This window comes from Vibrio sp. D54 (genome assembly GCF_021728075.1).
Classification (GTDB): Bacteria; Pseudomonadota; Gammaproteobacteria; order Enterobacterales; family Vibrionaceae; genus Vibrio; species Vibrio alginolyticus.
Map to the genome: position 1 here is coordinate 1 of NZ_JAKKCS010000003.1, position 25815 is coordinate 25815.

The following is a 25815-nucleotide window of genomic DNA, read 5'->3' on the forward strand; positions in this document are numbered from 1 at the left end:
CAATACTCTCAGCAACAACTGTCAGCGTACCTTCAGACAATCCAGAAAGGTCAACGTCGTCCAGAGACCAACTTCCACCAGTCACCACCGTTTCTAAGTTTATGACCGCTCCTAACGAGTCGGTTACCGTAACTTGGATACGCTGGCCATCTTCAATGTTTTCAATCGTCCCTTCGAGGCGAGTAGTCGCGATTTCGTACTGATTTAAATATTCATCGCCTCCACCATCGAAATTGACGTTCACCGTTGCAAGCGTATCTTTAATGGTCGTATCGACGGCGTTCAGGTTATTGCCATAAATGTCAGAAACCACAGATGTCACCGTGAGCAGCCCTTCAACAAGAGAAGACAGATCAACGCCTGATAGGGTATACGCCTCATTCTCTACGGTCGTTGTAACAGTAATGGAATTATTGAGGCTGTCGGTAATGGTGATAGTAACAAGCCACTCATCGCTTATCTTGAGTGCGTCACCTTGAATCGTGACACTAGGAACTTCAAACTGGTTTTCGTATCCATCACCGCCATCAAGAATATCCACCGTTAATGTAGCATCGGGGTTCAACCGCTCAGGAGCTTGACTCTCAGAAATACGGCTCTCTGTTTCTTGCACTGCTGGCCTAGTAACATAGCCATTAGAAACGAGTTGCTCAGGTAAAACAGCGCGAATATAGGCAACAAAACTTAACCCATCAGAAGACTCACTAAAATCTCGAACGCTCTGATTAAAAGTGGATTCAATACCGTTTTGAGATGCAATTAAGATATCATTTGAACTCGATTCATCCTCACTTGTTGTATCTTCATCAAATGCAATATCGAGAGCTTCGGCATTAAGAACAACCACCTCTACTTCTGGAACTAATTGTTCTTTGGACGGAATTTGGACCCAAGAACCGTCACTTAAAATCGCCCAAAGAACATTACCGATTTGGATGTAGAGTATTGGCTGCATAATTCGACCCATATAAAACAACTAACTTTAAGTATGGTCGACGAATGTGACTGTTCAAATGAAACTAGAAAAAACATGGCCCTAAATACCTCTAATGAGATATTGAACCAAAAATATACCTCATGTACGCGAGAAAGAGCCATTGGGGTAAACTACTTCTGGCGTAACCCATCCACTGGAAATTGATTGAAATTCCCCTTGCTACAATCGGGCTTATATCCAAAGGGAGCAGGGAAAGGAATCGTATCGCAGCTTGTTGCAACGGAAGATTCAAACTTTACTCTCTTTCCTATCATGATAGGAAATAACCATGTGGCATTATTTCTTAAATCAAACTCCTCTTTAGGGTCATCAATCAAATTGTATATTTCAGGGATCTGTAATGGGCGCCCTTTCTCCGGCATGATATCTTGATCAATAAAGTGCATCTTGTAATTTTCCCACTTATAAGCGTAGGTGTCAGAGCCATTGTTAACGATGAAACCATCTCGATTAGACTTTTCAACGTCTCCCTTTAAAAAGGCCCACTGATCAATACTATCTATAGTTCTATCACTTGGTAATTTGTATCCACCGACATGAGAAAGTGAGGCAAATAGATCCACAACATGGATAATTTCATCACTCACTCTGCCCGGTTTGATATGGTTAGGCCAAGAGGCAATGAATGGTGTTCGGAGAGAGCCTTCAAGCGCCGTAAAGTACGCACCACGCCATGGTCCGCTAGAGCCTTGGTATGGCATATGCCATTCTGGACCGTTGTCAGAAAACCAAATCACTAGTGTATTGTCTTTAATTCCTGCTTTTTCTATTGCACCAATAACTTGCCCAGCTCGAAAATCTATCTCAGCTAACACATCTGAGTAATTTCCTTTGCCTGTTTTACCAATAAAATCAGGATGAGGTAGCGTCGGTAAATGTGGTTGAGTAAAAGTAATTACAGAGAAAAATGGCTTATTCTCTCTCACATTTCGATTTATAAAATCTGTGGCATGTTCAACTAGTTCACTGTCAATCGTTCTACGCGAGTCCAAATTATATTCTTTGACCCCTTTAGGGTCCTGCCCTGCTCTAGCTGAAAGGATTTGAGGTTTAGGTAATATAGCTTTATAACCGGGTTGAGAGCTATATTCTGACTCATCCGTCGTATTTGCAATGCCATACCATTCATCAAAGCCTTGATCCGTTGGAAAGCGCCCTTTTTGGTCTCCCAAATGCCATTTCCCGTAAAGGCTCGTGTTATATCCTTGTTCCTTAAACTTCTCTGCAATGGTTATTTCCCAGTTCACCATACCGTAAGGCACTCCCCAAACAACCTTATCTGTCCCAGATCTAAGCGCTCGCCTCCCCGTCATGAATGAGGAGCGAGTTGGTGTGCATTGCGGTTCCACATTAAAATTAGTAAGGCGTACACCTTCTCTAGCAAGTTGATCTAAGTTTTTGGTTTCAACACCTCTGGTACTCCCATAGGAACTTAATTCCCCCCACCCAAGGTTATCAACCAACATTACTACGACATTTGGTGTCTCTTCCGCAGCCACTTCTAACGAAATGGATAGACACAAGATAGCTGCTAGTTTTTTTATCATAGTGTTACCTTTAATTGAAATTTAATCCTGAAAGTCGGTCTTATCACTTTTAAAACATACTAAAGTCTAGCTCATAATAATTAACATTTTATAAAGATGGCGATTACTTGGATGTAATAAAAAACCTCTACTATATTCAATTAACTACATTGTCTCATCATTTGGAGTCATCTCACTCGGCCTCACCATGATGAACACAATTAGTAACGTTATATAACGGTAATGGATTCATTTCTCGCGGAGGATTTTCATGCGAAACTCGATTAAAAAGGTAATGGCATTGGTCGGAACATTAGCTGCGTCCACAGCCTTTGCTGCCGATAAGCCCAACATCCTTGTGTTCTGGGGTGACGATGTCGGTGTATACAACATTAGTGCATATCACAATGGTATGATGGGAGGTAAGACTCCTAACATTGATAAAATCGCCAATGAAGGTGCCATTTTCACAGACGCATACGCACAACAGAGTTGTACCGCCGGACGAGCCTCATTTATTCTGGGTCAACATCCATTTCGTACCGGTCTATTGACTATTGGTATGCCTGGTGCAAAAGAAGGTATTCAATCGAAAGATCCTACTATCGCAGAGTTACTTAAAAATCACGGCTATGTGTCTGGTCAGTTTGGTAAAAACCACCTTGGTGATCAAGATGAGCACCTACCAACTAACCATGGGTTTGATGAGTTCTTTGGTAACCTATACCATTTAAACGCGGAAGAAGAGCCTGAGTCTGAGTTTTACCCAAAAGATCCAGAGTTTCGTAAAAAATTCGGACCTCGAGGCGTGTTGAAGGCGACTGCGGATGGCAAAATCGAGGACACAGGTCCCCTTACTCGTAAGCGTATGGAAAACGTAGACCGAGAGTTCATGGATGCTAGCTTGGCCTTCATGGAAAAAGCAGTAAAAGAAGACAAACCATTCTTTATTTGGCATAACTCAACCCGTATGCACGTCTGGACACATTTGAGTGAAGAATATCAAGGGAAGTCAGGTTACGGCTTATACGCCGATGGCATGATGGACCTAGATGATCAAGTAGGTGTCATGCTTGATAAACTTGAAGAGCTAGGCGTAGCAGATAACACCATTGTTGTTTTTAGTACCGATAATGGCGCTGAGAAATTTACCTGGCCAGATGGTGGTACTACACCGTTCAAGGGCGAAAAAGGTACGACTTGGGAAGGCGGATTCCGCGTTCCGATGATGGTACGCTGGCCTGGAAACATTAAACCAGGAACGGTTATCAACGATATCTTTTCACAAGAAGACTGGATGCCAACTCTACTCGCAGCTGTGGGCGAACCTGATGTGAAAGAAAAATTATTGAAGGGTCATAAAGCAGCGGGAAAAACCTTTAAAGCACATTTAGATGGCTACAACCAACTTGACTTGCTGACTGGTAAAGCTGAAGAAGGCGCACGAAAAGAAATCTTTTACTTCGATGCCGGTGGTAATTTAAACGCCGTTCGTTATAAAGACTGGAAGATCCACTTCAGTATTATGGAGGGTGCCATTAATGAGGCATACCGCAAAACACCTAGTTGGCCTTTGATTGTAAACCTTCGTATGGACCCGTTCGAGGTCGGTCCAGATGCAGCACTTTACGTCAGACATTTTTACGCTGATCAAATGTGGATGTTCGTTCCTGCTCAAGCTATCGTGCGTAAGTTCCTAGAGACATTTAAGGAATTCCCTGCAACAAAAGGTAGCTCGTTAAGTATTGAAAAAGTGGTAGAAACAATGACACAGCAACCGAGAAACTAGCCCTAGGTATCGAAGCTACTGTGGAATTAACTAAGGCCTCAATTGTGAGGCCTTTTATTTCGTTGCAATTGTTTGGTTGCAGCAAGTTATGGTCAAACAAAGATTATCATTTGGTACTATCTTTAAACACTTGATTCCAATCTTGTTTCATATCGACAAATAGCCAACCTTGCTCTTCACCTACTTTAAACGATTTATCTAACTTACCAACATGAGAATCTTTATCATACGCCCATTCGCGCTTGTCATCCGTGTGATGGATAATCGCAGAAAATCTTGGACCTGAACCTGCTTTCGTCCACTCTAACATCTGTAAATCACCATCAGAATTACCAAACGCCATTACCGGACGTTTGCCAATAAAGTTTTGAATCGTCACAGGCTTTACTGCTTTGTCATTGACGAAGTCTATTTCCGGCATGCGTAGGATGGTAGGTTTTCCATCAACACTTTGATATTCCGCCTTTAACGTCGTTCCCACGATGTTTTGCGTTGGAATGCCGTATACTTCCGGCGCCCAAACGCGCATAAATTCAATACCGCCTCCAGAAACGATGTAGGTCTGATAGTCGTTCGCTCTTAAATAGTCGAGCAGTTCGAGCATAGGTTGATAGACCATTTCAGTATATGGTCTACCCGTTGTTGGATGGACAGCCGTTTTCAACCATTCCTTAACTTCTTGATGAAACTGTTCAGTAGACATTCCAGAATGGGTTGCCATAACAAGCTTCATTACACCTTCGAGTCCTTGTTTACCAATCCCCTCCATGTCACCTTTTAATGCGGAAGCAAAGGGTTCGGTTGTCTTCCAATCAGGATGCTCAGAGGCCATTTCTTTTACTCTATCGATCGCAAAAAACAACTGTAGATAAACAGGCTTTTCTGCCCAAAGTGTTCCATCATTATCAAACGTCGCGATTCGTTGGCTTTCAGGCACATAGGAATCCGAACCTTGGGTCGTTGTTTTCGTAACAAACGCCATAATAGCTTGCTTAGCGTCAGTGTTGTTCCATGACGGAAGTGGATCTTGCATATCAGCAGCAACAGCGTAACTAGACAGAGCAAAACCTGTTGCTAAGACAATCGCCTTTAACTTTATAGCCATCTTAATTCCTTATATTGACGTACAAAATATGACCCAGTTGAAAGTATAGTCGAGGATCGAAAACAGAGAGAACGGCTAAAGGTAAACACCAAGAGAAAGTTATGTCATAGTGTCGTGTAGATTAAAGAGACGCATGCTGAATAACCCTCTATTGGCGACTTTTTTCAGCCTCACAATTCGCTTTTTCTTGTCGCTGAAATCTTATTTTTACCTTTCTTTTTGAGCTCTTCAATAACATAGTCGGGAGCGACCTTCTTTAGCTCTGTTAAACAGTCATCCGTTTTAGGGTTACCGTATCGGACATAGATGTCACACACGGCATACAGTTGTTCTGGAGCACCAGATATCAAATACGCTTGCTCAAAAGCGTTGACAGACCTCTTCAAGTCTAACTCTTCTTGCAGAACACCATTTAAGTACCAAAAGTAACTATTCGTCTTTGCCATCGTCGCAGCTTTGTCTATTTCAAACGCCGCTTCTTTCTTTTTGTCTAATCTAACCAAAGCGAGAGATTTAGAATAATGCAGCGAGGCATCTTCTGAATTTAGCTTGATACCCTCGTCAAGCACGTTGATAGCTTTTTGGTCTAGCTGTTGCGCTCGGAAGTTGTCTGCGTAGCTTAACCAAACTTGAGGGTTGTTTGGCTCAAGCTTAGTTAACTCTGGGTATATCAGCGCCGCTTTATCCCAATCACGATGCCAACGGTAAACGTCTGCAAGTAATAACTTGGAAACATTATCGTTCTTACTGGACAAGTGTGCTGTCAGCTCTGAAACAGGCCCTTCAAGTGACTGCTGTTGCTCTGAACTCAAATTGGCGTAATCTCGAACGAGGTTAATCGCTGCTGTAATTCGCACCATGGCGGCGTCATCACTCAATAATGGTGAAATCAAACGCCAACGGTGCTCAATCATATATGGCTGTGCTCCCACGATCGCAGCTTCGCGAATACCTGCATCTTCATCCTGCAACCCACGCGCAACTGCAACCAATGCATTTTGGCTTGGATAGTTGGCTAACTCACGTAAAGCATCAATACGTTTTTCTGAAGACAACTTTTTATTTTGCGCATCATAAGACAGCTTTTCGACTCGTTGCGCCGGTGTCATTTGAGCTTCTTGTGGAGTGACAACCGTTGTCGGCGATACTTGATCTGGGTCTAGCAATGTTGTTTCTTGTGCCACCACGGCTTGACTCGTAGCAATGCCGATCGAGATCACGAGTAATGATTTAGAGAGCAGCTTAATTTTTTGCATTCAATAACCTATATTCTTTCATTTCCGGGCCTGTAGCAGGCGTAGTGACTATCTTAAAACTTCGTTTCAAACACAGTCTGTGTTTGAGTAGCTTGCTGGCGTAGAATCTGGTCACTGTATTTACCGTGAACCACTGGGTTACCTGTCGCTCGTAAGATGTACGCCATCGACTGATCAACATGGGTAAAAAACTTCTTCCAACCCGCGCAGAGATAATTAAGACCAGGCTCACCTTGCCTAGTACGGATAAAACGGTTTTTGGGACATTCTCCAAAACATGCAAATTGATAATCACATTGAAGGCACTGTTGGGGCAGCGTACGACTTTTAGCAAACCCAAATTTCTGCTGCTCAGAGCTATAAGCGAGCGTATCGAGCTTTTCGTGATGAATGTTTCCAACCTTATATTCTGGGTACACGTAATGATCACACGCAAACACATCACCATTAGGCTCCATTGCTAAGCCTTTCCCGCAGATTTCACCTAACGTACACAGTGGGTTTTTTCTGCCCATCCAGGTTTCGATACTGGCTTCAAAGTACTGAACAAACACGTTGCCGATATCGTGTAAAACCCATTCATTGAAAATCGCGATCAGAAAATTTCCCCATGCTTCATCCGCAACGCAAAAAGGCTCAACAACGGCATCTTTATGACCTGGGATCAGCCGTTTATCTCCTTGCTTTAGTTGCTCGTTTGGCTCCCAAGTTTGAGGGGCGGTTGTTCTGAATGTTTTCTGCTCAACTATTGGAATAAACTGCATTTGAGGGGAGCGTACTTCATCTCGCAAGAATCGGTACACTTCAAGTGGGTTACGGCTGGTCAAGTTGTTAACACAAGTGAGCGTAGCAAACTTTACTTCGTGCTTATGTAATAGTTCAACCGCATTCATAACTTGCCGGAATGTGCCTCTACCAGCTCGGTTTGTTCGATAAGCGTTGTGCATCATTTCTGGGCCATCAATGCTTAAACCGACGAGAAAGTTGTTCGCCTTTAAAAACTCACACCATTCATCGTTAAGCAGTGTGCCATTAGTCTGGAGATCATTGGAGATCGTAATACCATCGGGACGGTATTTATTCTGTAGCTCAACAATTGTCTTGAAATAATCCAAACCTAGCATTGTCGGCTCACCACCCTGCCAAGAGAAAATGATTTCAGGTGTATTCTGTCCCGCTATATATTGACGGATATAGGTCTCTAGCGTTTCCTCATCCATGACTGGTGAGCAGCCTGGCTTGTACTCAAGTAAATCTTGTTTGCTTAGGTAATAACAATAGGTGCAATCGATATTGCACACTGCACCGATAGGTTTCGCCATGACATGTAATCGCTTGGATGCTTTCCCATTGAACTGCGGACCTTGAGTTATGTGCATTCATCACCTTCTTAGTTGCTAGCCTGTGCCCAACGACGTTAAGACTAATCATTAAGTTAATCGCCTAGTGTGATGATAATGTTCAATTATTCGTGGCGCTTGTTATAGTGTGTATAACTGTTTTTCATAGACTTGCCTGATAAAATTCTTTGATCATAAATGTTGATGGAGCTCCCCTATGAAGCATTCCAAAAGTAATACTCTTTACCTTGGTGCCGCTATTTCGATTTCGCTAATTATGACTGGATGTGCAACAACACAACCTAGCCCTCTTGCTCAAAAAATCGATCAAGATATGGTTCTTATTGAAGGCGGACAATTTACGATGGGCTCGGATAATCCATCAGCAAATAAATCCGAGCGCCCGGCCCGCACCGTTCGCGTGGAAGATTTCTATTTGGCAAAATTTGAGGTAACCCAAGAGTTATTCGAATCGGTTACAGGATCTTCTCTGAGCTATTTTAGAAACCCAAATACGCCCGTAAATAACATTAGCTGGCAACAAGCCAATTATTTTATAAAGAAATTGAATGAAAAAACGGGAGAGCACTATCGTTTACCCACCGAAGCAGAATGGGAGTTTGCAGCGAAAGGGGGGAATCTAAGTCAAGGATTCACTTACGCGGGGTCTGATGATATTAACGACGTTGCCTGGTATGCCAGTAACTCAAACAATAAAGCACACAAGGTAGGTCAGAAAAAACCGAATGAGCTTGGCTTATACGATATGACGGGTAATGTTGGTGAGTTTGTTATTGATGCCTTTGATGAAGGCTATTACAAATCGGCACCAAGTGATAATCCGGTAAACGCAAAAGATGAAAAAGAAAGCCTTGCACACAAGTCTGTACGAGGTGGTAGCTTTGCCTATGATGCTGACGAATCCGAAAACTATCGTCGCGATTTTGCTAGCCAGTCAGTCATCATGTCCGACATGGGGCTGAGATTAGCGAAAGACGCTGATTAAACTAAGTAAGAAAAAAAGTGGAGCGATAAAAGCTCCACTTTTGGTAATTAGCTCCTATTGACCCCAACAATAGAGGCTTTAAGCTGATCAATAGCTTGTTTAGGTGCATAGTGACTAAGCTCTTGTATGCACCTATCGAAAGCAAAAGCGACAGCACCTTTTTTATGATTTCTCGCTAGAACCTCGCATTGAGCAAACAAGTGTTGTGGATTGCCACCGACTTCAAATGCTGTATGCAACGCTTTACTTGCTTCTAGAACATCGCTTTTTTCTAAAGCTAGACCGTACACGTACCAATAATGCGCATTAGTTTCACCAACTTCTGCGGCGCGTCTAAGTAGCTTTTTCGCATCATCGGCTTTGCCTTGACGTAACAAAGAAAGACCTGCGCTGTATGGTAATGTGCTGGATTTAGGTTGAGCTTTCATCCCTTGTTGTAGCACCGTGATCGCAGCTTCTTCTTTACCTAGGTGGCGATACAAATCTGCTAGGTTAACGTAGCTATTTTCGAAATAGGGTTCGATGCTGATCGCTTGTTTATACAGCTCGGCCGCTTTGTCGATTTCACCTAAGCTGCGGTACACATTCGCCAAATTGGTTCTTCCGAAACCACGATCGGCATTAAACTCTTGAATTTCCATGTACTCTTCTAAAGGCGATTTAATGATATCTTTTTGTAAAGGGGTCATTTGTGCGTAGTTCGCTACCAGCACCGAGGCAGCTTCCGCTCTCACTGAAAGCACCGGGTCACCAAGCAATGGCTCTAGAATCCGCCACCGATCATGAAATTCATAACCAGACGAGCCTGAAATTGCCCCTAATCGAACCATTTCATTCTCATTCTTAACGGCCCTAGCCAAAGATACTGTTGTATTTTGGTCAGTATTGCCCCCCATTCTCTCTAGGGCTGAAGCACGAATAATGTCTTTTAACGACGAATCCTGAGCAGAGTATGCCAACGCATTTGCTGCTCCTTGATGACCAATTGAATCCGCATAAAATGCGACAGCAAAATGTTGCTGATTACGATACTTCGAATTCGGGTACCATTCTGCTATCTGTTCATCGGCCCATTGATTGCTTTTATCTTCATGGCATGACATGCAAACATTGGGCGTTCCAATATGTTTGCTCAAGTCCGGTCGTGGAATATGCCAACTGTGGTCTCTACGAGGATCGACTTGCATGTAAGTCGTTTCTGGCATGTGACAAGTCGTACATTGCGATGCTTCAGATCCAGCCTTATGAAAGGTATGCTTTTCAGGTGTATATTCCGATGCAATATGGCATTGCGAACATACTGCCTCTTCTGGGATCGTTAACTCTGCCGTGTGTGGATCATGACAATTAGTGCACGTGACCCCCTTCTCCGCCATTTCAGATTGAAGAAACGAACCATAAACATAATCTTCGTCGTAAATCTGTCCATCATGATAGTAGAGTTCAGGTGTTATAAGACTTAAGCGATATTTATCAAAAAAGGAACCTTTAACATGATCACCTGTTTCATTTAACTGGGTTCGGCGACTATGGCATTGAGCGCATGTTTGCACTTGATTGGTTGCTTCAATTGATTTCGGCTGTAACGTACTATGGCCTTCCTCAAACACCCAATCCGACACTGCTTTAGACAAATTTCGATCAAAGCCATAATGGCTGTCATGCTCAAAAGAAGTGCCAGCATTTTTGTATTTCTTGGCCAGTTCTATGTGCTGACTAGCGGGACCATGGCATGCTTCGCATCCCACATTAATCTCTGACCATGAGCTGTTGTAAGTGTTTTTGTCAGCGTCGTAATTCTTCTTTAGGTTCGTTGAATGGCAATCAGCACACATGAAGTTCCAATTTTGCCCGGTATTGGTCCAATAGAATTCATCCGTTGTTGTCGTGTCTGGATAAAGATGAAACCAACGCTGTCCCCCTTCAACTTTAGCTCTTGTGTCCCAAGCAAAAGGAATAAGCTGCACGCGGCCATCTTCAAACTCGACCATGTACTGCTGTAATGGCTCCCAGCCAAATGTATAGCTGATCTTATAGTCATGCCATTGCCCGTCAGCACCTTGAATGTTGACCCAATATTCATCGCCTTTTCTAAAAAAGCGATTAGGCATTCCTTTGTGCATTACAACATGGTTATCAAAATCACCACGCACAGAAGTTGTACTTGCATGCTTCATGGCCATATCGTGATGTGACCCTTTCCAGGCCGCTACCTCGTTTTGGTGGCACTCTGCACAAGCTTGTGTGCCAGCATATTCTGGATTTAAGCCTGAGGGAATATTTGGTTTCTCTGTCAATAACTCTTGAGAAAAAGCCATAAAACTGAAGACAAGGTTAACTAGCAATAAAATGCAACACCGCTCTGCCCACTGACTCATAGATACCCTTATATTTATAATGTACAACGTAAGTCAATATAGACAATAAATCACTGGTTATACAAATAATTACAAGCAATACATAACAACGAGAGCATTGCTTTGGGCCGTAAAACAAGCGAGCATCCTATTGTTTTTCACTTCCACCCCCTCTTCTACTACTCATTTAAATAAGGCTCTTCAGTGATCTAAATCTACTTTACTAATCTCTATAAACTAACAAAACAATCCTATTTATTCTTAATTAACAAATGGTTACAACCTAGCAATAACTTATGGTTATATCGAGTATAAGAGGATTTTTCTATATACATCATTAACTTATGCAGCAACTAAGCATAAGGCTCACTTGTGCTTATCTTTACTCTCAACAATCTGGAGTTTTTATGGCAAATCAATTGAGCAAAATCGCTGTAGGCGCAGGACTGTTAGCGGCGTCTAGTGCTGCTATAGCAGCCGACAAACCGAATATACTGGCAATTTTTGGTGACGATATCGGCTACTGGAATATCAGCGCATACAACCAAGGTATGATGAGTTACAAAACGCCAAACATCGACCGTATCGCGAATGAAGGTGCGTTGTTCACAGATCACTACGGACAACAGTCTTGTACTGCTGGTCGCGCGGCCTTTATTACGGGTGAAGAGCCATTTCGTACGGGTTTGTTAACAATTGGTATGCCAGGCTCTGACCACGGTATACCTGATTGGGCGCCAACCATTGCAGATCTGTTAAAAGAACAAGGTTACATGACGGGTCAATTTGGTAAAAACCACTTAGGTGACCAAGATAAGCACTTACCGACCAAACACGGCTTTGACGAATTCTTCGGTAACTTATATCACCTAAACGCAGAAGAAGAGCCTGAAACTTATTACTACCCTAAAGACCCAGAGTTTCGTAAAAACTATGGCCCTCGTGGTGTCATTAAGTCTTATGCCGACGGTAAGATTGAAGACACTGGCCCGATGACACGAAAACGTATGGAGCACGCAGATGAAGAGTTCCTAGAGAGTTCTTTGGCATTTATGGAAAAAGCAGTTAAAGCGGATAAACCCTTCTTTATTTGGCATAACGCCACTCGTATGCACGTTTGGACTCGCTTGCAGGAAAAATACCAAGGCAAATCAGGTGTAAGCATTTATGCCGATGGTATGCTGGAACACGATGATCATGTAGGTGTTTTACTCGACAAGCTGGATGAGCTAGGTGTTGCCGACAACACTATCGTTATCTACTCAACGGACAACGGCGCAGAAACCATGACTTGGCCAGATGGTGGCGCAACACCATTCCATGGTGAAAAAGGTACAACTTGGGAAGGCGGTATGCGTGTTCCTCAACTGGTTCGTTGGCCAGGCGTAATTAAGCCAGGAACCAAGATCAATGAAATGATGGCACACCAAGACTGGTTGCCTACATTATTGGCAGCTGCTGGCGTACCTGATGTAAAAGAAAAACTGGCAGAAGGCTACAAAGCAAATGGCAAAGAATGGCGTGTGCATTTAGATGGTTACAACTTCATGCCATACTTTGAAGGTAAGGAAGAAAAAGGCCCTCGTGAGTCGCTGCTTTACTTTACGTCTAATGGTGAATTAAACGCTGTCCGCTGGAATGACTGGAAACTTCACTTTGCAACGCTTGAAGGGAACCTAAGTAACGCAGTTCGTTTTGCTCCGAACTGGCCTAAAATCATCCACCTACGCGCTGACCCATTCGAAAAAGGCCCAAGCGAATCACAAATGTACTTGCGTTGGATGGCTGACAACATGTGGCTATTTGTACCTGTACAAGACGTTGTGGGAGAGTTCTTTAAAACACTTCCAGAATACCCAATGCAACGTGGCACAGCGATGAACCCTGCTTCACTAAACTACGACTCTCTAAAAATGCAAGAGAAGCTGCAACAACTAGACAAAGTTGAACAAGAAATCAGCAAGTTTAAGTAAGTCAAGTTAACGTTAGTTAATCAGTAACATTAAGCCAGCAGACCATTCTGCTGGCTTATGTGTATCGCCACATAGGAACTTACTCAAATCGCCTGTTTAGCCTATACAAAGTGGGCATTGTGAGTACAAACTGAAAAACAAAAAAAGGAGAGCTAACCTGCTCTCCTTTGTATTTTAACCGTGGATAAACTAAGCCACATTAACCGATTTAGCTAAACTGCTACTTTGGAAAAACTCATCATGCAATGCGCAAATCGCGTGCTGGTATTCCTTATCACCGACAACAAATTGAACATTTACATTTCTCAACGATGAGTGCAGTGCAACTGGCGTAACGCCATTATTCATCAATGCAAGTACACCTTTTGCCAACGTCTTATTGGTATCAATTTGAGAACCGATGGCTGAGATAAGCGCGACCATACGACCTTTAATCGAGGCATTCGGATAACGTTTCTCGGCTTTATACAATACTTTGTTTAAGCTATCAGTACTGCCACCTAGATAGTAAGTAATAGAGTTCGCGTTCATCTCTTTACCAACCAAACTTACACGAGCATCGGAGATGATTTCCATCAATTCGTAACTAACGTTATCGGCTTTTCCTACCATTGCTTGGTCAAACAAATGCAGTGCAAATACTTTTTCTTTACCTGCGATGATCTCGACTTTGTCTTCTTCCGGACGATAGCTTGAAGAGATCAAAGTACCTTCGTGTTCAGGTTCGAATGTATTTTTAATCTGTAGCTCAATACCACTTTCACGCAAACCCGCAGCGGCATTTGGGTGAATCGCTTCCATGCCAAGGTTGGCAAGTTGGTCTGCTACGTCATAGTTTGTACTACCAATTGGTAATACTTTTTCAGGGCCAACAACGCGTGGGTCCGCTGAGCTCAAGTGGTACTCTTTGTGAATTACTGCTAAATCCGCTTTTGTTATTGCTGCAATTCGGCTAAATGTCATCTCACTATAACCTCGGTCATAAGTGTGCATTAGGCCCTCTTTACAGTAAGCATAACCTGTCACGATTGGCAGTTCTTTTGATACATCGATATCAGCAAACGCGTCACTGATCGACTCATCAAGGCTTCTTGGCGCTTGATTATCCCAACCAGACAGGTCAACGAACTTAGCGTTAATACCCATATTTTTTAGTTTTAGTGCTGTGTTGTAAGCACTATGTGCCTCACCGATAGACGAGAGAAACTCTCGAATTTGAGGCAAGTACTGGCGCAACGAAAATTGACCGTACTGACAGGTTTCTAAAATATTCGCGATACAGTTTTTCGCTTCAGCAATGCGGGAGCGAATGAATTTATCCGCACGGATACGATTCATTGGGTCCGCAAAAATATTTTCATTGGTCAGCAACATACGGCTTTCAACGTACGCTAACGCTTCTTCCCATTTGTCGTCGCGTTTCGCGATAAGCTGATAAACGCCTGGTTTACTGGTTTTTTTACACTCAAGCAGCGCATCGGTCATACCACCGTATGCAGATACGACAAAAATACGATTGTATGGTGTTTTGGGACGAAGAATAATATTGTCGAGAACAGCATCAAATGCTGTCATTGATGTACCGCCGATTTTTTCTACGGTAAATGTCATGATAAGCCTTTTTTTGATTGGTAACTTTAAAAAGAAAAAAGAAGAGATAGTTAAGTGTGGGGTGGCAAAGCACCCCACCATCATCTTTTAGTCAACGAGAGGATAAACACCGTTTTCATCGTGCACTTCAGCGCCAGTAATCGGTGGGTTAAACACACACGCCATTACCATTTCTTTATTCTTATAAGCTCTCAAGTAGTGCTCATCGTGTTTATCAAGGATGTATAATGTACCTGGTTTAATTGGGTACGTTTCTCCACCTACAACTTCAATCTCACCTTCACCACTCATACAAAACACCGATTCAAGGTGGTTTTGATAGTGAATATGAGTTTCTGTATCTTCATAAATCGTTGTGATGTGGAAAGAGAAACCCATGTTGTCGTCTTTCAACAACATGCGGACACTTTCCCAGTTATCTGAAACAACACGTCGTTCGCTGTTGCGGCATTCATCTAGAGTTCTGACGATCATAATTAAAATCCTTATTAAGATGCTTGTTTGAAATGTTTCGCAGCGATAGTCTCTACTGCATTTTCAAAGATGCTTAGTCCTTGATCTAGCTCTGATTCGCTGATAGTTAGTGGACAGAAGAACTTCACAACTTCATCGTCTGGACCCGCTGTCTCTATCACCATTCCATTCTCGAAACAGTTTTTCGCAATTTCAGATGCCATGTCACCATTGATACATTCAATACCAACCATCATGCCGCGGCCTTTTTTCTGCACAAACATTTGTGGAAAGCGACGAACACAACGGTCAATAACAGCACTTACCTTGTCTGAACACTGCTTGATGTGTGTTTCAAAATCATCGTTTGCCCAGTAAATTTCTAGTGCTTTTGCAGCAGTAATAAAGGCGTGATTATTGCCACGGAACGTACCGTTATGCTCGCCTGGCTTCCACTGGTCAAGCTCAGGCTTAAGTAATACGACAGCCATCGGCAAACCGTAACCACCGATCGACTTCGATAGCGTCACGATATCCGGTTGGATACCAGACGGCTCGAAACTAAAGAAAGTACCGGTACGTCCACAACCTGCTTGAATGTCATCGACAATCACAAGAATGTCATTGGCTTTACAGATTTTGCTCAAACGTTGTAACCACTCGTTTGAAGCAGCATTTAAACCACCTTCACCCTGCACAGTTTCAAGAAGTACAGCGGCTGGTTTATCCATACCTGCAGAGTTATCATTTAGCATGGTTTCGAACAGCGCGAGACCATCTACGCCAGCGTAACCTTCAAATGGAATACGAGTGACGTTACTTAGGCTAGAACCGTTACCTTGTCTGTGATGCTGGTTACCCGTTGCAGCCAGTGCGCCAGCAGTACAACCATGGAAACCGTTAGTAAACGCAACGACGCTGTCGCGGCCTTTTACTTTTTTAGCCAGCTTCAATGCCGCCTCAACAGCATTAGTGCCTGTTGGGCCCGTAAACTGAACCTTGTAATCCAAGTTTCTTGGTTTAAGGATGTAAGTATCCAACGCTTCCAGAAACGATGCTTTCGCTTCTGAGTGCATATCCAAACCGTGAGTAATACCGTCCATTTCAATGTACTCAAGCAACGCTTGTTTTAGTACTGGATTGTTATGGCCATAATTTAGAGATCCCGCTCCAGCAAGGAAGTCTAAGTATCGTTCACCTTGTTCTGTTTCTAGCCAGCAGCCTTTCGCTTTACGAAAAACGACCGGGAAATTGTTTGAATATGAGCGTACGTTGGATTCCTGCTTTTTGAAAATATCCATGATGAGACCGTTTTTAATTCCTATTGTTTGAGGATTATTTGAGAGGAATGCGATACAAATATTCTGTATCGTGTTTGCCTTTAAAGTGGGCTTCTTCATCCAAAAATGTGCTTACTTGGCCAGAATTGCCGTTCATCGCATCTAACTTTTTGAACAGAGCCCAAGAGGCTTTATTATCTTCCGTGATGGTAGTTTCTACCGATTTAACACCGCCTAATTCCTCTCGGGTGAGAAGTTCTTTCAACATGCGGAATGCTAAACCATGACCTCTAAAGCGAGGTGAGACTGCAACTTGCCAGACAAATAAAACGTCTTGCTCGTCTGGTTTCTGATAACCGGAAATGAAACCTGCGATTTCGCCTTTTTGCTCAACCAAAATACTGGTTTTGCTGAAATGCGTAGACTGTAGGAAATTGCAATAAGATGAGTTCATGTCCAATGGAGGACAGTCTGCAATCAAGCTGTAAATGTCGTCACCATCAGAGATTTTAGGCTCACGAAAAATCCATTTTTTACTTGAGTCTTCTCCAATCTCTGGATAAAGGACCCAAGGTGCTGATGTGATCATGTGAAAATACATATCCTTTGAGGTCTAATTAAATTTCCTTTTTATTATGGGCATCCCTCGCGACTAAAAATCAAATAATCCGCCTTTTTATCGGTATTTTTGTGAAATGCGTCACAAAAACAAACCTATTAACCAAAAGTTAAAATAGTTCGAGGTCTAATTTATTAAATAGTCACCCAAATGCGCAGTACAAAAAACAACCAGAACAAGACAGTTTTCCATGCTGTTCATTTCTCAGAGAAAAATAGAAATCCAAAAAAAAGCGGCATGCTTTCGCATACCGCTTTTATCAATAATTTAACTGCTGATACGAGTTATTTTGATTTCTTAGAAACCGCCTTTGGGCGAGGTTCATCCATCAAACCTTTTATCAAAGATACCGTTGCAACAAGCAAAACAATAGTAAATGGTAAACCAGTCGTCACCGCCATTGCTTGAGCAGCAGCTAGACCACCACCCAACATCAATGCAATCGCAACCAAACCTTCAAACGTACACCAGAACACGCGTTGTGGCGTTGGTGCATCGACCTTACCGCCCGCAGCAATAGTATCAATAACCAGTGATCCTGAGTCAGAAGAGGTAATGAAGAACACCACGACTAAGATAATGCCGACAAAAGATGTTATCTCAGCCAATGGCATAACATCTAACATGGCAAAAAGTTTTAAAGGTAGTTCTGCGTTAAACACCGCCTCGTAGCCATCATTAACGTATTGGCTAATTGCGTTACCGCCAAAAGCCGTCATCCATAACACACAAACTGAAGATGGGATAAGAATAACGCAAATAATAAACTCACGAACCGAACGACCGCGAGACACACGTGCGATGAACATACCCACAAATGGTGACCAAGAAATCCACCACGCCCAGTAAAACGCCGTCCAGCCTTGAGAGTAATTCACATCCTCTCGTCCAAATGGCATAGATAAGGCAGGGATATTTGCCACATAGGAAACGATGTTCTCGAAGAAACCAGTTAAAATCGCAATCGTCGGGCCAACAACAATAACAAATAGCAATAGCAGTGCTGCAAGACCCATATTGATTTCAGATAAGATTTTCACGCCCTTATCGAGTCCAGCCACAACAGAGATTAAAGCGAGCGCAGTAATACCAATAATCAATATAACCTGCGTCGTATTGGTCATTGGGACATCAAACAGGAAGTTCAAACCCGTTGCGGCTTGAGATGCACCGTAGCCTAGCGATGTTGCTAAACCAAAAACCGTCGCTACCACTGCAAGAATATCGATAATATGACCAGTCCAACCCCATACACGCTCACCAAACAAAGGGTAAAAAATTGAGCGCATGGTGAGTGGCAAACCTTTGTTAAATGAAAAGATAGCCAGTCCAAGAGCCAAGAGCGCGTATATTGACCACGGATGAAGTGCCCAGTGGTAAATCGTCGCAGCCATCCCTAATGCCGAAGCTGCAGTTGCATCGCCCTCTGCACCACCTAGCGGTGCCCAGTCAGTACGTACACCATTCTCAACGCTCACGCCACCAATCGCAGAACTAAAATGGGACATCGGTTCTGATACACCGAAGAATACGAGACCAATGCCCATACCTGCAGCAAATAGCATTGCCAACCATCCGGCATAGGAGTAATCCGGTGTTGCTTCAGTACCACCGATTCGCACACGGCCCAATGGTGTGAAGATCAATCCGACACAGACAATGACAAAAATATTACCTGAAGCGAGAAAAAACCAGTCTAAATTGTGTAACAAACCCGCTCGTAGGTCTGCAAAAAACGGCTCTACCTGTTCTCGGAATAATAGTGTTATCACAACAAACATGACGATTGCTAAGCCAGAAATTGCAAAAACACGGTTGTGAATATCAAGGCCAAATGGGCCTACCTTTAGCGCAACGTTATCCTGACCAATTTGATAGTCAGTATCTATTGCGTTTACTTTTCCATCGGGGCGTTGAATGCCACCGTTATTATCGGTGCTCACGGATAATCTCCTTAAAAATACGTGACCAAGTTTAAATTACTTTCGTCGGAGTTCGAGTAATGAAACGTCTTCATCACTACCAAGCACATGTTCATAAAACATTGTTCTTATAAGCGGTTACTCAATCCGCCATCATAATCTTAAAGCCCCCTATCTCTCATTGCATTTTATTGTTTTCACCATAAATAACGCCTATTGCCAAACCGAAGATATTGGGATGTTTCGATTAAAGTGATACTGCAGTTGTGCTTGAAACAGCTCCGCAGTTGCTAACGCATCCGTCAGGGCATGGTGAGGTTGATAAGCAGGGAGGCCATATCTTTCACGAGCGTGCCCTAATCGTACAGAACCGGGTTTCTTGCCTTTCAACTTATTGATAAAACCTCTGCATTCACGGCGTTGTATCGCATACTCAATATCTAACGTATCAACAACAGGAAACTGTATCCCCTCTCCGATGCTATTTAGCAAGGCGTTATTAAAGAACTGCCTTTCAATGTTCTTGTAGTGAACAAGTACCACTTTGCCTGACAACGCATCCAATATTTCACCCAAGATCTGAGACAGCTGCGGCGCGTTTTTAACCTCAGAGTCAGTGATACCGTGAATAATGACAGACTCGTGGTTTAACTCTCTGTTTGGGTTAACGACCCAATGAGCAGAGCCATTACATTGAACACGATCAATAGTAAACGGCACAAGTCCGATCGTGAGAATGACATCCTCTTCCGAGTTCAATCCTGTTGTCTCAAAGTCTACCGAGACAAATGGCACTTGTTCAATTGGTGTTTCCCCATTAACCATCGGTGTCGAATAATAGCGTTTGAGCCTCTCGTCTTTCGCTTCTTTAGCGAGTTGTTTGAACAACATTGACCACTCTGGCGTCTGGGATGTATCCAACAACAGCTGTTCTTTTTCTACATTTTTTGAGAACCACATTATTTGCTACTTCTCTGGTATCGAAACTTAATAAAGTTCTGAGCGTTACTTAGAATTTGAAATGCTGCTTTTAAGTTTCGACGTTCAAATTCAGACATGTTCTCCGGCTCAATGTTGTTGTCTGGCTCTTCTCCATTTTCTATATCAAGGGCTTGGTGACGAATTCGAACCATGTAGATTAGCTCCATCGCATCCCTTAAATCCAAGCCTCGGCCTTTCGGTAAAATGCCAGCATCATTAATGTCATCTAAACGGTCGAAAGAGTTTTGTGATCGCGAACCGATTGCCAGAGAATGCACCCGTATTAAATCGGCCAACGGAGCCGTCCCCCTTCGCTTCAAGTTAATCGAGTTGCGATGACGACCATCTTTCTCCATCACAAAGTCTTTGAAAAAGCCCAGTGGAGGCGTCCTACGTATTGCGTTATACGCCATACAAGCAAGAAAGCGGTTATTTCTTTTCGCTCGTCTCACAATAAAGCTGCTTAATTGCTCCGCCCATTTCACTCGCCCATGCACACCGAGGAGATCAAAAAAGATATTACTATTTAACAATCTCTCAGGGGTTGGATTGTCTATCCAGTTTCCAAAGCATTCTTCCCATTCTGCACGAGTTTTTCGCCATTCTGGGTTGGTAGCCATAATGTCTCCAGTACAATAAGCATAGCCGCATGCCGCTAAACCATCACAAACAAATTTAGCAAACTTTTCAAAGTACTCTCCGTGAATCTCAACGTCATAACTGTTATCGAGAATAAGCGCGTTATCTTGATCCGTTACAATTAGCTGCTCATCCCTCGCCATTGAACCCATTGCGACTAAACAATAAGGAATGGGCGCTGGGCCGAACTCTTGCTCAGCTAATTCAGCGAGGCGTTGTTTGAAACTACTGCCTATAACCGACATGGCTCGACCAATCATGTGCGCGTTGGCATCTTCATTGACCATTCTTACGAAACAGTCTTTTACTTGTTCAGAAACCTGCTTGAGATCCTCGACACTGGTTTGCTGAAAAATAGAGCTCACTAGCAATAGGCTGTTCTGAGATTCGTAACGAACGATGTCCGTCATGCCAATAATTCCTATCGGCTTTTTATCTTTTAAAATTGGTAAATGATGTACGTTGTAACGCAACATGGTTAACATGGCCTCAAACACATAGGCGTTATAATCCAATGAAACCACGTCATAACTCATGACCTCACTCACTGGAATATTGGTATCAATACCTTGAGCTAGTACGCGAATGCAAAGATCGCGATCAGTCAATATTCCAAGCAGCTGTTCATCATCTTCTTCTGTGAGCTCCTCTGTCGGGCGAATAATGAGCAGAGAGGTGACATTTTCCTCTGCCATTAGTATCGCAGCTTCCTGAATTGAAGCCGTTGCCTCCAGAGTTACTGGATCTCTTGCTAAGATTTTACGTGCCTTAGCGGTGGTAAAGTCATTGCTTTCGGAGCGGCTAGATATTGCGCTTCGCAAACGCGCGCTATCTTCCAGTTCCATGTAGTCCGCAAAGTTTTCAAACTCATCACAAAGTTCATTGAAGATGTTTTCCGGAATGCAGTAAACGAGAGTGTCTTCTATCGCTTTGGCTGGCATACGTACGCGGTTGTTCATCAACAACCCCATCTGACCAAACAGTCCACCAGCATCAATCCTGTTGTAAAGTTCACCTTTACGTCGATAAATCTCTACCGCCCCACTTCTCACCATATACAAGTCGCGGATCGTATCTCCGAAGTTAAGGATTTTTGTTCCTTGCCGAAAGTATGCAACCTCGGCATTGAGAGCAATTTTTCTAAGCTGCTCTTCAGGTAGGTCATCAAAAGGTGGGTACTGGCTAATGAAATTGAGCACTTCTAACTGTTCGGCTTCCATTTTTTATTCCATACGTTGCCTAAACTACAGCGATAAATATCACCCTGAGTGAAATCAAGCAATAAATAAATCTAAGGATAACAGTACCTAACCGATTTCACAGGACCAAGCCTTAACCAAAAATTAGAGCTCTAACCTTTTTATATGTAGAGCTCTAAGCTATCACGGCTTATATCTATGCAAGTGAGTTGAGTTGAAATGTACAAAAAAATTCAAAATAAATTCAACCCTACGTCAGGGCAACGTTATAGCGGATAAAAACACATCTCAAGCAATTGTTTTAAATATAAAAAACAAGAGTTGAACAGACCTTGCTCAACTAATTCTCTATGCACAGCATAACTAGTTAACCAACCCCCTTTCATTGAAAGTTGAACTAAAATTAATTAGAGTACAAATCGTTAAACAGTTATAAACACACGAAAAAGGACAGATAACATGGATCCCATACTGGAAGTTAAGGGACTGTATAAAGTGTTTGGAGAAGACCCAGAGAGAGCCTTCTCGCTTATCGACAAAGGCGTCGATAAAGACGGTATTTTTGAACAGACAGGTTTAACAGTCGGCGTAAACGATGTATCTCTCACCATAAATGAAGGGGAAATTTTCGTAATCATGGGCCTTTCTGGCTCCGGGAAATCCACCCTTGTTCGACTTCTTAACCGGCTCATTGAGCCGACTAAAGGTAGTGTTTATCTCAAAGGAAGAGATATCGCCCACATCTCCGAAAATGAACTTCGAGAAGTTCGTCGTAATAATATCTCAATGGTGTTTCAAAGTTTCGCACTCATGCCACACATGACGGTGATTGAAAATGCCGCCTTTGGTTTAGAACTTGCCGGCATCGATGTTAATGAGCGTCAGAAAAGTGCCCTTTCCGCCCTAGAAAGAGTGGGTTTAGACCCTTATGCAGAATCTTTCCCTGACGAATTATCCGGTGGTATGAAACAGCGCGTTGGTTTAGCGAGAGCGTTAGCCTGTGATCCTGACATCCTATTAATGGACGAGGCGTTTTCCGCTTTAGACCCATTGATCCGTTCTGAGATGCAAGATGAGCTTATTCGTCTACAGAACGATGACAAACGCACAATTGTCTTCATTTCTCATGATTTGGATGAAGCAATGCGCATTGGCGACCGCATCGCCATCATGCAAAACGGTGAGGTTGTTCAGGTTGGTACACCTGATGAAATATTACACAGTCCAGCAAATGATTATGTCGAAGCGTTTTTCCGCGGCGTAAACATCGCAAGTGTCTTGACAGCAAAAGATATCGCGCGCAAGAAGCCAGCGGCTGTTTTTAAGAAATCGGAAAATGACGGTCCAGGCTCTGCGATGCAGATTCTGATGGATCACGACCGTGATTACGGCATTGTCGTCGATAAATCTAGCCGATATTCCGGCATCGTATCTCTTGATTCACTACGTTTGGCTCATAAAGAAAACCGTTCGTTAGCCAGTGCTCAATTACCGGATGAAGTTACTCTTCAGCCTGATCAGTCAATTAATGACATTTTGGGTCTGGTTGCTGGTGTTCCTTATGCCGTGCCTGTCGTAGATGAGAAAGGAACTTACTTTGGTGTCGTGACTAAATCACGTCTTCTACAAACACTAGATAAGGATTAACACGATGTCTTCAGAGCAAGCTAACAATGATCCCTGGTCAAATACTGCTCCTGCGCAAGATGATCCTTGGTCGCAAGGTACAGAGGCCGCGCCAAGTAATGATTGGCTCAACTCAGAAACTGTAGAGCAAGCGCCATTCGATATTATGAACCCATTCCAAGATGCGGTTTTACCCCTCGATAGCTGGGTAGAATCCGGTTTGAACTGGCTGGTGGAACATGGTCGACCTGTTTTCCAAGCAATACGAGTTCCAATCGACTTTATTCTAACGTCGTTTGAAACTGCTTTGGTGTCTACACCTGCGCCTATAATGGTACTCATTTTATTTTTGCTAGCGTGGCAGTTTTCCAATGTAAAACTTGGTTTTTCTACTCTTGTATCCCTTGTTTTCATTGGCCTAATTGGTGCGTGGTCACAAGCGATGACAACGCTAGCACTGGTGTTAACCGCCGTTTTCTTCTGTTTGCTTATAGGGCTACCAATGGGGATATGGTTGGCAAGGAGCCAAACCGCTGCCAAATTTGTTAGGCCAATATTAGATGCAATGCAAACGACTCCCGCGTTCGTTTACCTTGTACCAATTGTTATGTTGTTTGGTATTGGTAACGTTCCTGGCGTAGTAGTAACGATCATTTTCGCCCTGCCTCCCGTTGTGCGCCTGACTATTTTGGGTATTCAACAAGTACCTGAAGAGCTTATCGAAGCTGGCCACTCTTTCGGGGCAAACAAAAAACAGATGCTTTATCGCATCCAGTTACCGTTGGCGTTACCAACTATCATGGCAGGTGTAAACCAAACCTTAATGCTGTCACTTTCTATGGTAGTGATTGCTTCAATGATTGCTGTTGGCGGCTTAGGCCAAATGGTACTTCGTGGTATTGGCCGACTTGATATGGGTCTTGCTGCCGTTGGTGGCTTAGGCATCGTTATTCTTGCGATTTTGTTAGACCGTATCACCCAGGTGTTAGGGGTTAATGCGGGCAACACTAAACTTCGCTGGTATCACACAGGTCCTGTTTCATACCTATTAAAACTGAAAACAAAGACGAACCAAGACGATCTAAAACTTAGGAGAAACATCAATGAATAATTCATGGAAGAAAGCGCTCTCTGTTGGAGCTCTAAGTACTATCGCATTTTCAACTTATGGTGTGGCAAGTGAACTACCGGGTGAAGGTGTCACTGTTCAGCCTGTTCAATCAACCGTTGCAGAAGAAACATTTCAAACGTTGATCGTAAACCGCGCACTTGAAGAGCTTGGTTACGATGTTAAACCGACCAAAGAAGTGGACTACAACGTAGGCTACACCTCTATTGCTAAAGGTGATGCTACTTTCTTAGCGGTTGGTTGGTTCCCTCTTCACGCCGATAAGTACACGATGTCTGGCGGTGATGATAAGTTCTTCCGTAAAGGCCAATACGTAAGTGGTGCTGCGCAAGGTTATTTGATCGATAAGAAAACCGCGGAAAAATATAACATCACTAACATTGGTCAGTTAAAAGATCCAAAATTGGCGAAGCTATTCGATGCAAACGGCGATGGCAAAGCGGACTTAACTGGCTGCAACCCAGGTTGGGGTTGTGAAATGGTTGTTGAGCATCAGTTGGATGCTTTCAAACTTCGTGACACAGTAACACACAACCAAGGTAACTACGCGGCGATTATCGCTGATACGATCTCACGTTACAAAAAAGGCGATCCGATTCTTTACTACACTTGGACACCGTACTGGGTAAGTGGCGTTTTAGTTCCAGGGAAAGATGTTGTGTGGTTAGAAGTCCCATTCTCTTCACTTCCTGGTGAGCGTAAGGACATTGATACGACACTAGAGAACGGTAAGAACTACGGCTTCGAGATGAACTCTATGCGCATCGTTGCCAATAAAGAGTTTACAGAAAACAACCCTGCTGCTGCAAAGCTGTTTGAAATCATCAAACTAAATATCAATGATGTTAGTGCGCAGAATATGATGATGAGCCAAGGTAAGAACAGCTCAGCGGACATCGAGTCTCATGTAAATGGCTGGATCAAAGCGAACCAGAAAAAGTTCGACGCATGGGTCGAAGAAGCGAAGAAAGCCGCAATGTAATCATGCCTTTATCAATCTCTAGAGC

The 25815-nt window shown here is 43.1% G+C and carries 18 protein-coding genes and 1 pseudogene; 6 read left to right on the forward strand and 13 right to left on the reverse strand.

Annotated elements, in window-relative coordinates:
* Together L3V37_RS04605 and L3V37_RS04610 are read right to left on the reverse strand one after the other, a co-directional pair.
* Positions 1 to 955: pseudogene (locus L3V37_RS04605) on the reverse strand (RTX toxin); the annotation flags it as partial.
* Positions 956 to 1107: 152 nt separating this feature from the next.
* Positions 1108 to 2544, reverse strand: coding sequence for an arylsulfatase (locus L3V37_RS04610; protein WP_237305920.1), 1437 nt, complete (start codon positions 2542 to 2544; stop codon positions 1108 to 1110).
* Between the two features lie 250 nt (positions 2545 to 2794).
* Between L3V37_RS04610 and L3V37_RS04615 the strand changes: the two genes are divergently transcribed.
* Entirely contained in the window at positions 2795 to 4312 is a 1518-nt protein-coding gene (locus L3V37_RS04615) for an arylsulfatase (RefSeq protein WP_130546081.1), read from the forward strand.
* Between the two features lie 106 nt (positions 4313 to 4418).
* Here L3V37_RS04615 and L3V37_RS04620 read toward each other — a convergent pair whose 3' ends face one another.
* From L3V37_RS04620 to L3V37_RS04630, 3 genes are all read right to left on the reverse strand, one after another.
* Positions 4419 to 5417, reverse strand: a complete 999-nt coding sequence (locus L3V37_RS04620; RefSeq protein ID WP_130546080.1) for an HAD family phosphatase — start codon at positions 5415 to 5417, stop codon at positions 4419 to 4421.
* 170 nt (positions 5418 to 5587) lie between these two features.
* Positions 5588 to 6673 carry a hypothetical protein gene (locus L3V37_RS04625; protein WP_130546079.1) on the reverse strand — a complete coding sequence of 362 codons (1086 nt, stop codon included), beginning with the start codon at positions 6671 to 6673 and terminating at the stop codon, positions 5588 to 5590.
* A 53-nt stretch (positions 6674 to 6726) separates the two neighbouring features.
* Positions 6727 to 8052 carry an anaerobic sulfatase maturase gene (locus L3V37_RS04630; RefSeq protein WP_130546078.1) on the reverse strand — a complete coding sequence of 442 codons (1326 nt, stop codon included), beginning with the start codon at positions 8050 to 8052 and terminating at the stop codon, positions 6727 to 6729.
* A gap of 178 nt (positions 8053 to 8230) precedes the next feature.
* On the opposite strand from L3V37_RS04630, the gene L3V37_RS04635 reads away from it, so the two are divergent.
* Positions 8231 to 9019 carry an SUMF1/EgtB/PvdO family nonheme iron enzyme gene (locus L3V37_RS04635; RefSeq protein WP_047100658.1) on the forward strand — a complete coding sequence of 263 codons (789 nt, stop codon included), beginning with the start codon at positions 8231 to 8233 and terminating at the stop codon, positions 9017 to 9019.
* Positions 9020 to 9066: 47 nt separating this feature from the next.
* Here the strand turns inward: L3V37_RS04635 and L3V37_RS04640 are convergent, their stop codons facing one another.
* Positions 9067 to 11397: a tetratricopeptide repeat protein gene (locus tag L3V37_RS04640; protein ID WP_130546077.1), complete on the reverse strand. Its 2331-nt coding sequence runs from the start codon at positions 11395 to 11397 to the stop codon at positions 9067 to 9069.
* Positions 11398 to 11783: 386 nt separating this feature from the next.
* Here L3V37_RS04640 and L3V37_RS04645 point away from each other — a divergent pair, with 386 nt between their 5' ends.
* On the forward strand, positions 11784 to 13349 hold the full coding sequence (locus tag L3V37_RS04645; protein WP_130546076.1) for an arylsulfatase: 1566 nt from the start codon (positions 11784 to 11786) through the stop codon (positions 13347 to 13349).
* A gap of 189 nt (positions 13350 to 13538) precedes the next feature.
* Here the strand turns inward: L3V37_RS04645 and L3V37_RS04650 are convergent, their stop codons facing one another.
* From L3V37_RS04650 to L3V37_RS04680, 7 genes are all read right to left on the reverse strand, one after another.
* Entirely contained in the window at positions 13539 to 14960 is a 1422-nt protein-coding gene (locus L3V37_RS04650; RefSeq protein ID WP_005377768.1) for an aspartate kinase, read from the reverse strand.
* An 87-nt stretch (positions 14961 to 15047) separates the two neighbouring features.
* Positions 15048 to 15434: an ectoine synthase gene (locus L3V37_RS04655; protein ID WP_005377769.1), complete on the reverse strand. Its 387-nt coding sequence runs from the start codon at positions 15432 to 15434 to the stop codon at positions 15048 to 15050.
* Positions 15435 to 15448: 14 nt separating this feature from the next.
* Positions 15449 to 16714, reverse strand: coding sequence for a diaminobutyrate--2-oxoglutarate transaminase (ectB, locus tag L3V37_RS04660; protein ID WP_017820939.1), 1266 nt, complete (start codon positions 16712 to 16714; stop codon positions 15449 to 15451).
* Positions 16715 to 16748: 34 nt separating this feature from the next.
* Entirely contained in the window at positions 16749 to 17282 is a 534-nt protein-coding gene (ectA, locus tag L3V37_RS04665; protein ID WP_005393379.1) for a diaminobutyrate acetyltransferase, read from the reverse strand.
* Between the two features lie 314 nt (positions 17283 to 17596).
* Positions 17597 to 19255 carry a BCCT family transporter gene (locus L3V37_RS04670; protein ID WP_005377772.1) on the reverse strand — a complete coding sequence of 553 codons (1659 nt, stop codon included), beginning with the start codon at positions 19253 to 19255 and terminating at the stop codon, positions 17597 to 17599.
* Between the two features lie 192 nt (positions 19256 to 19447).
* Positions 19448 to 20194, reverse strand: a complete 747-nt coding sequence (locus tag L3V37_RS04675; RefSeq protein WP_237305921.1) for a 3'-5' exonuclease — start codon at positions 20192 to 20194, stop codon at positions 19448 to 19450.
* Positions 20194 to 22074 (reverse strand): DUF294 nucleotidyltransferase-like domain-containing protein, encoded by a 1881-nt coding sequence (locus L3V37_RS04680; RefSeq protein ID WP_005377775.1) that lies wholly within the window; start codon positions 22072 to 22074, stop codon positions 20194 to 20196. Before L3V37_RS04680 ends, L3V37_RS04675 begins: the two co-directional genes overlap by 1 nt.
* A gap of 438 nt (positions 22075 to 22512) precedes the next feature.
* Here L3V37_RS04680 and proV point away from each other — a divergent pair, with 438 nt between their 5' ends.
* From proV to proX, 3 genes are read left to right on the forward strand one after another with little or no spacing between them, the layout of a single operon-like run.
* Positions 22513 to 23700, forward strand: coding sequence for a glycine betaine/L-proline ABC transporter ATP-binding protein ProV (proV, locus tag L3V37_RS04685; RefSeq protein WP_005377777.1), 1188 nt, complete (start codon positions 22513 to 22515; stop codon positions 23698 to 23700).
* 4 nt (positions 23701 to 23704) lie between these two features.
* Positions 23705 to 24790 (forward strand): glycine betaine/L-proline ABC transporter permease ProW, encoded by a 1086-nt coding sequence (gene proW, locus L3V37_RS04690; RefSeq protein ID WP_237305922.1) that lies wholly within the window; start codon positions 23705 to 23707, stop codon positions 24788 to 24790.
* Positions 24783 to 25790: a glycine betaine/L-proline ABC transporter substrate-binding protein ProX gene (gene proX / locus L3V37_RS04695; protein ID WP_005385703.1), complete on the forward strand. Its 1008-nt coding sequence runs from the start codon at positions 24783 to 24785 to the stop codon at positions 25788 to 25790. The genes proW and proX overlap by 8 nt, the downstream gene beginning before the upstream one ends.
* Positions 25791 to 25815 lie beyond the last annotated feature (25 nt).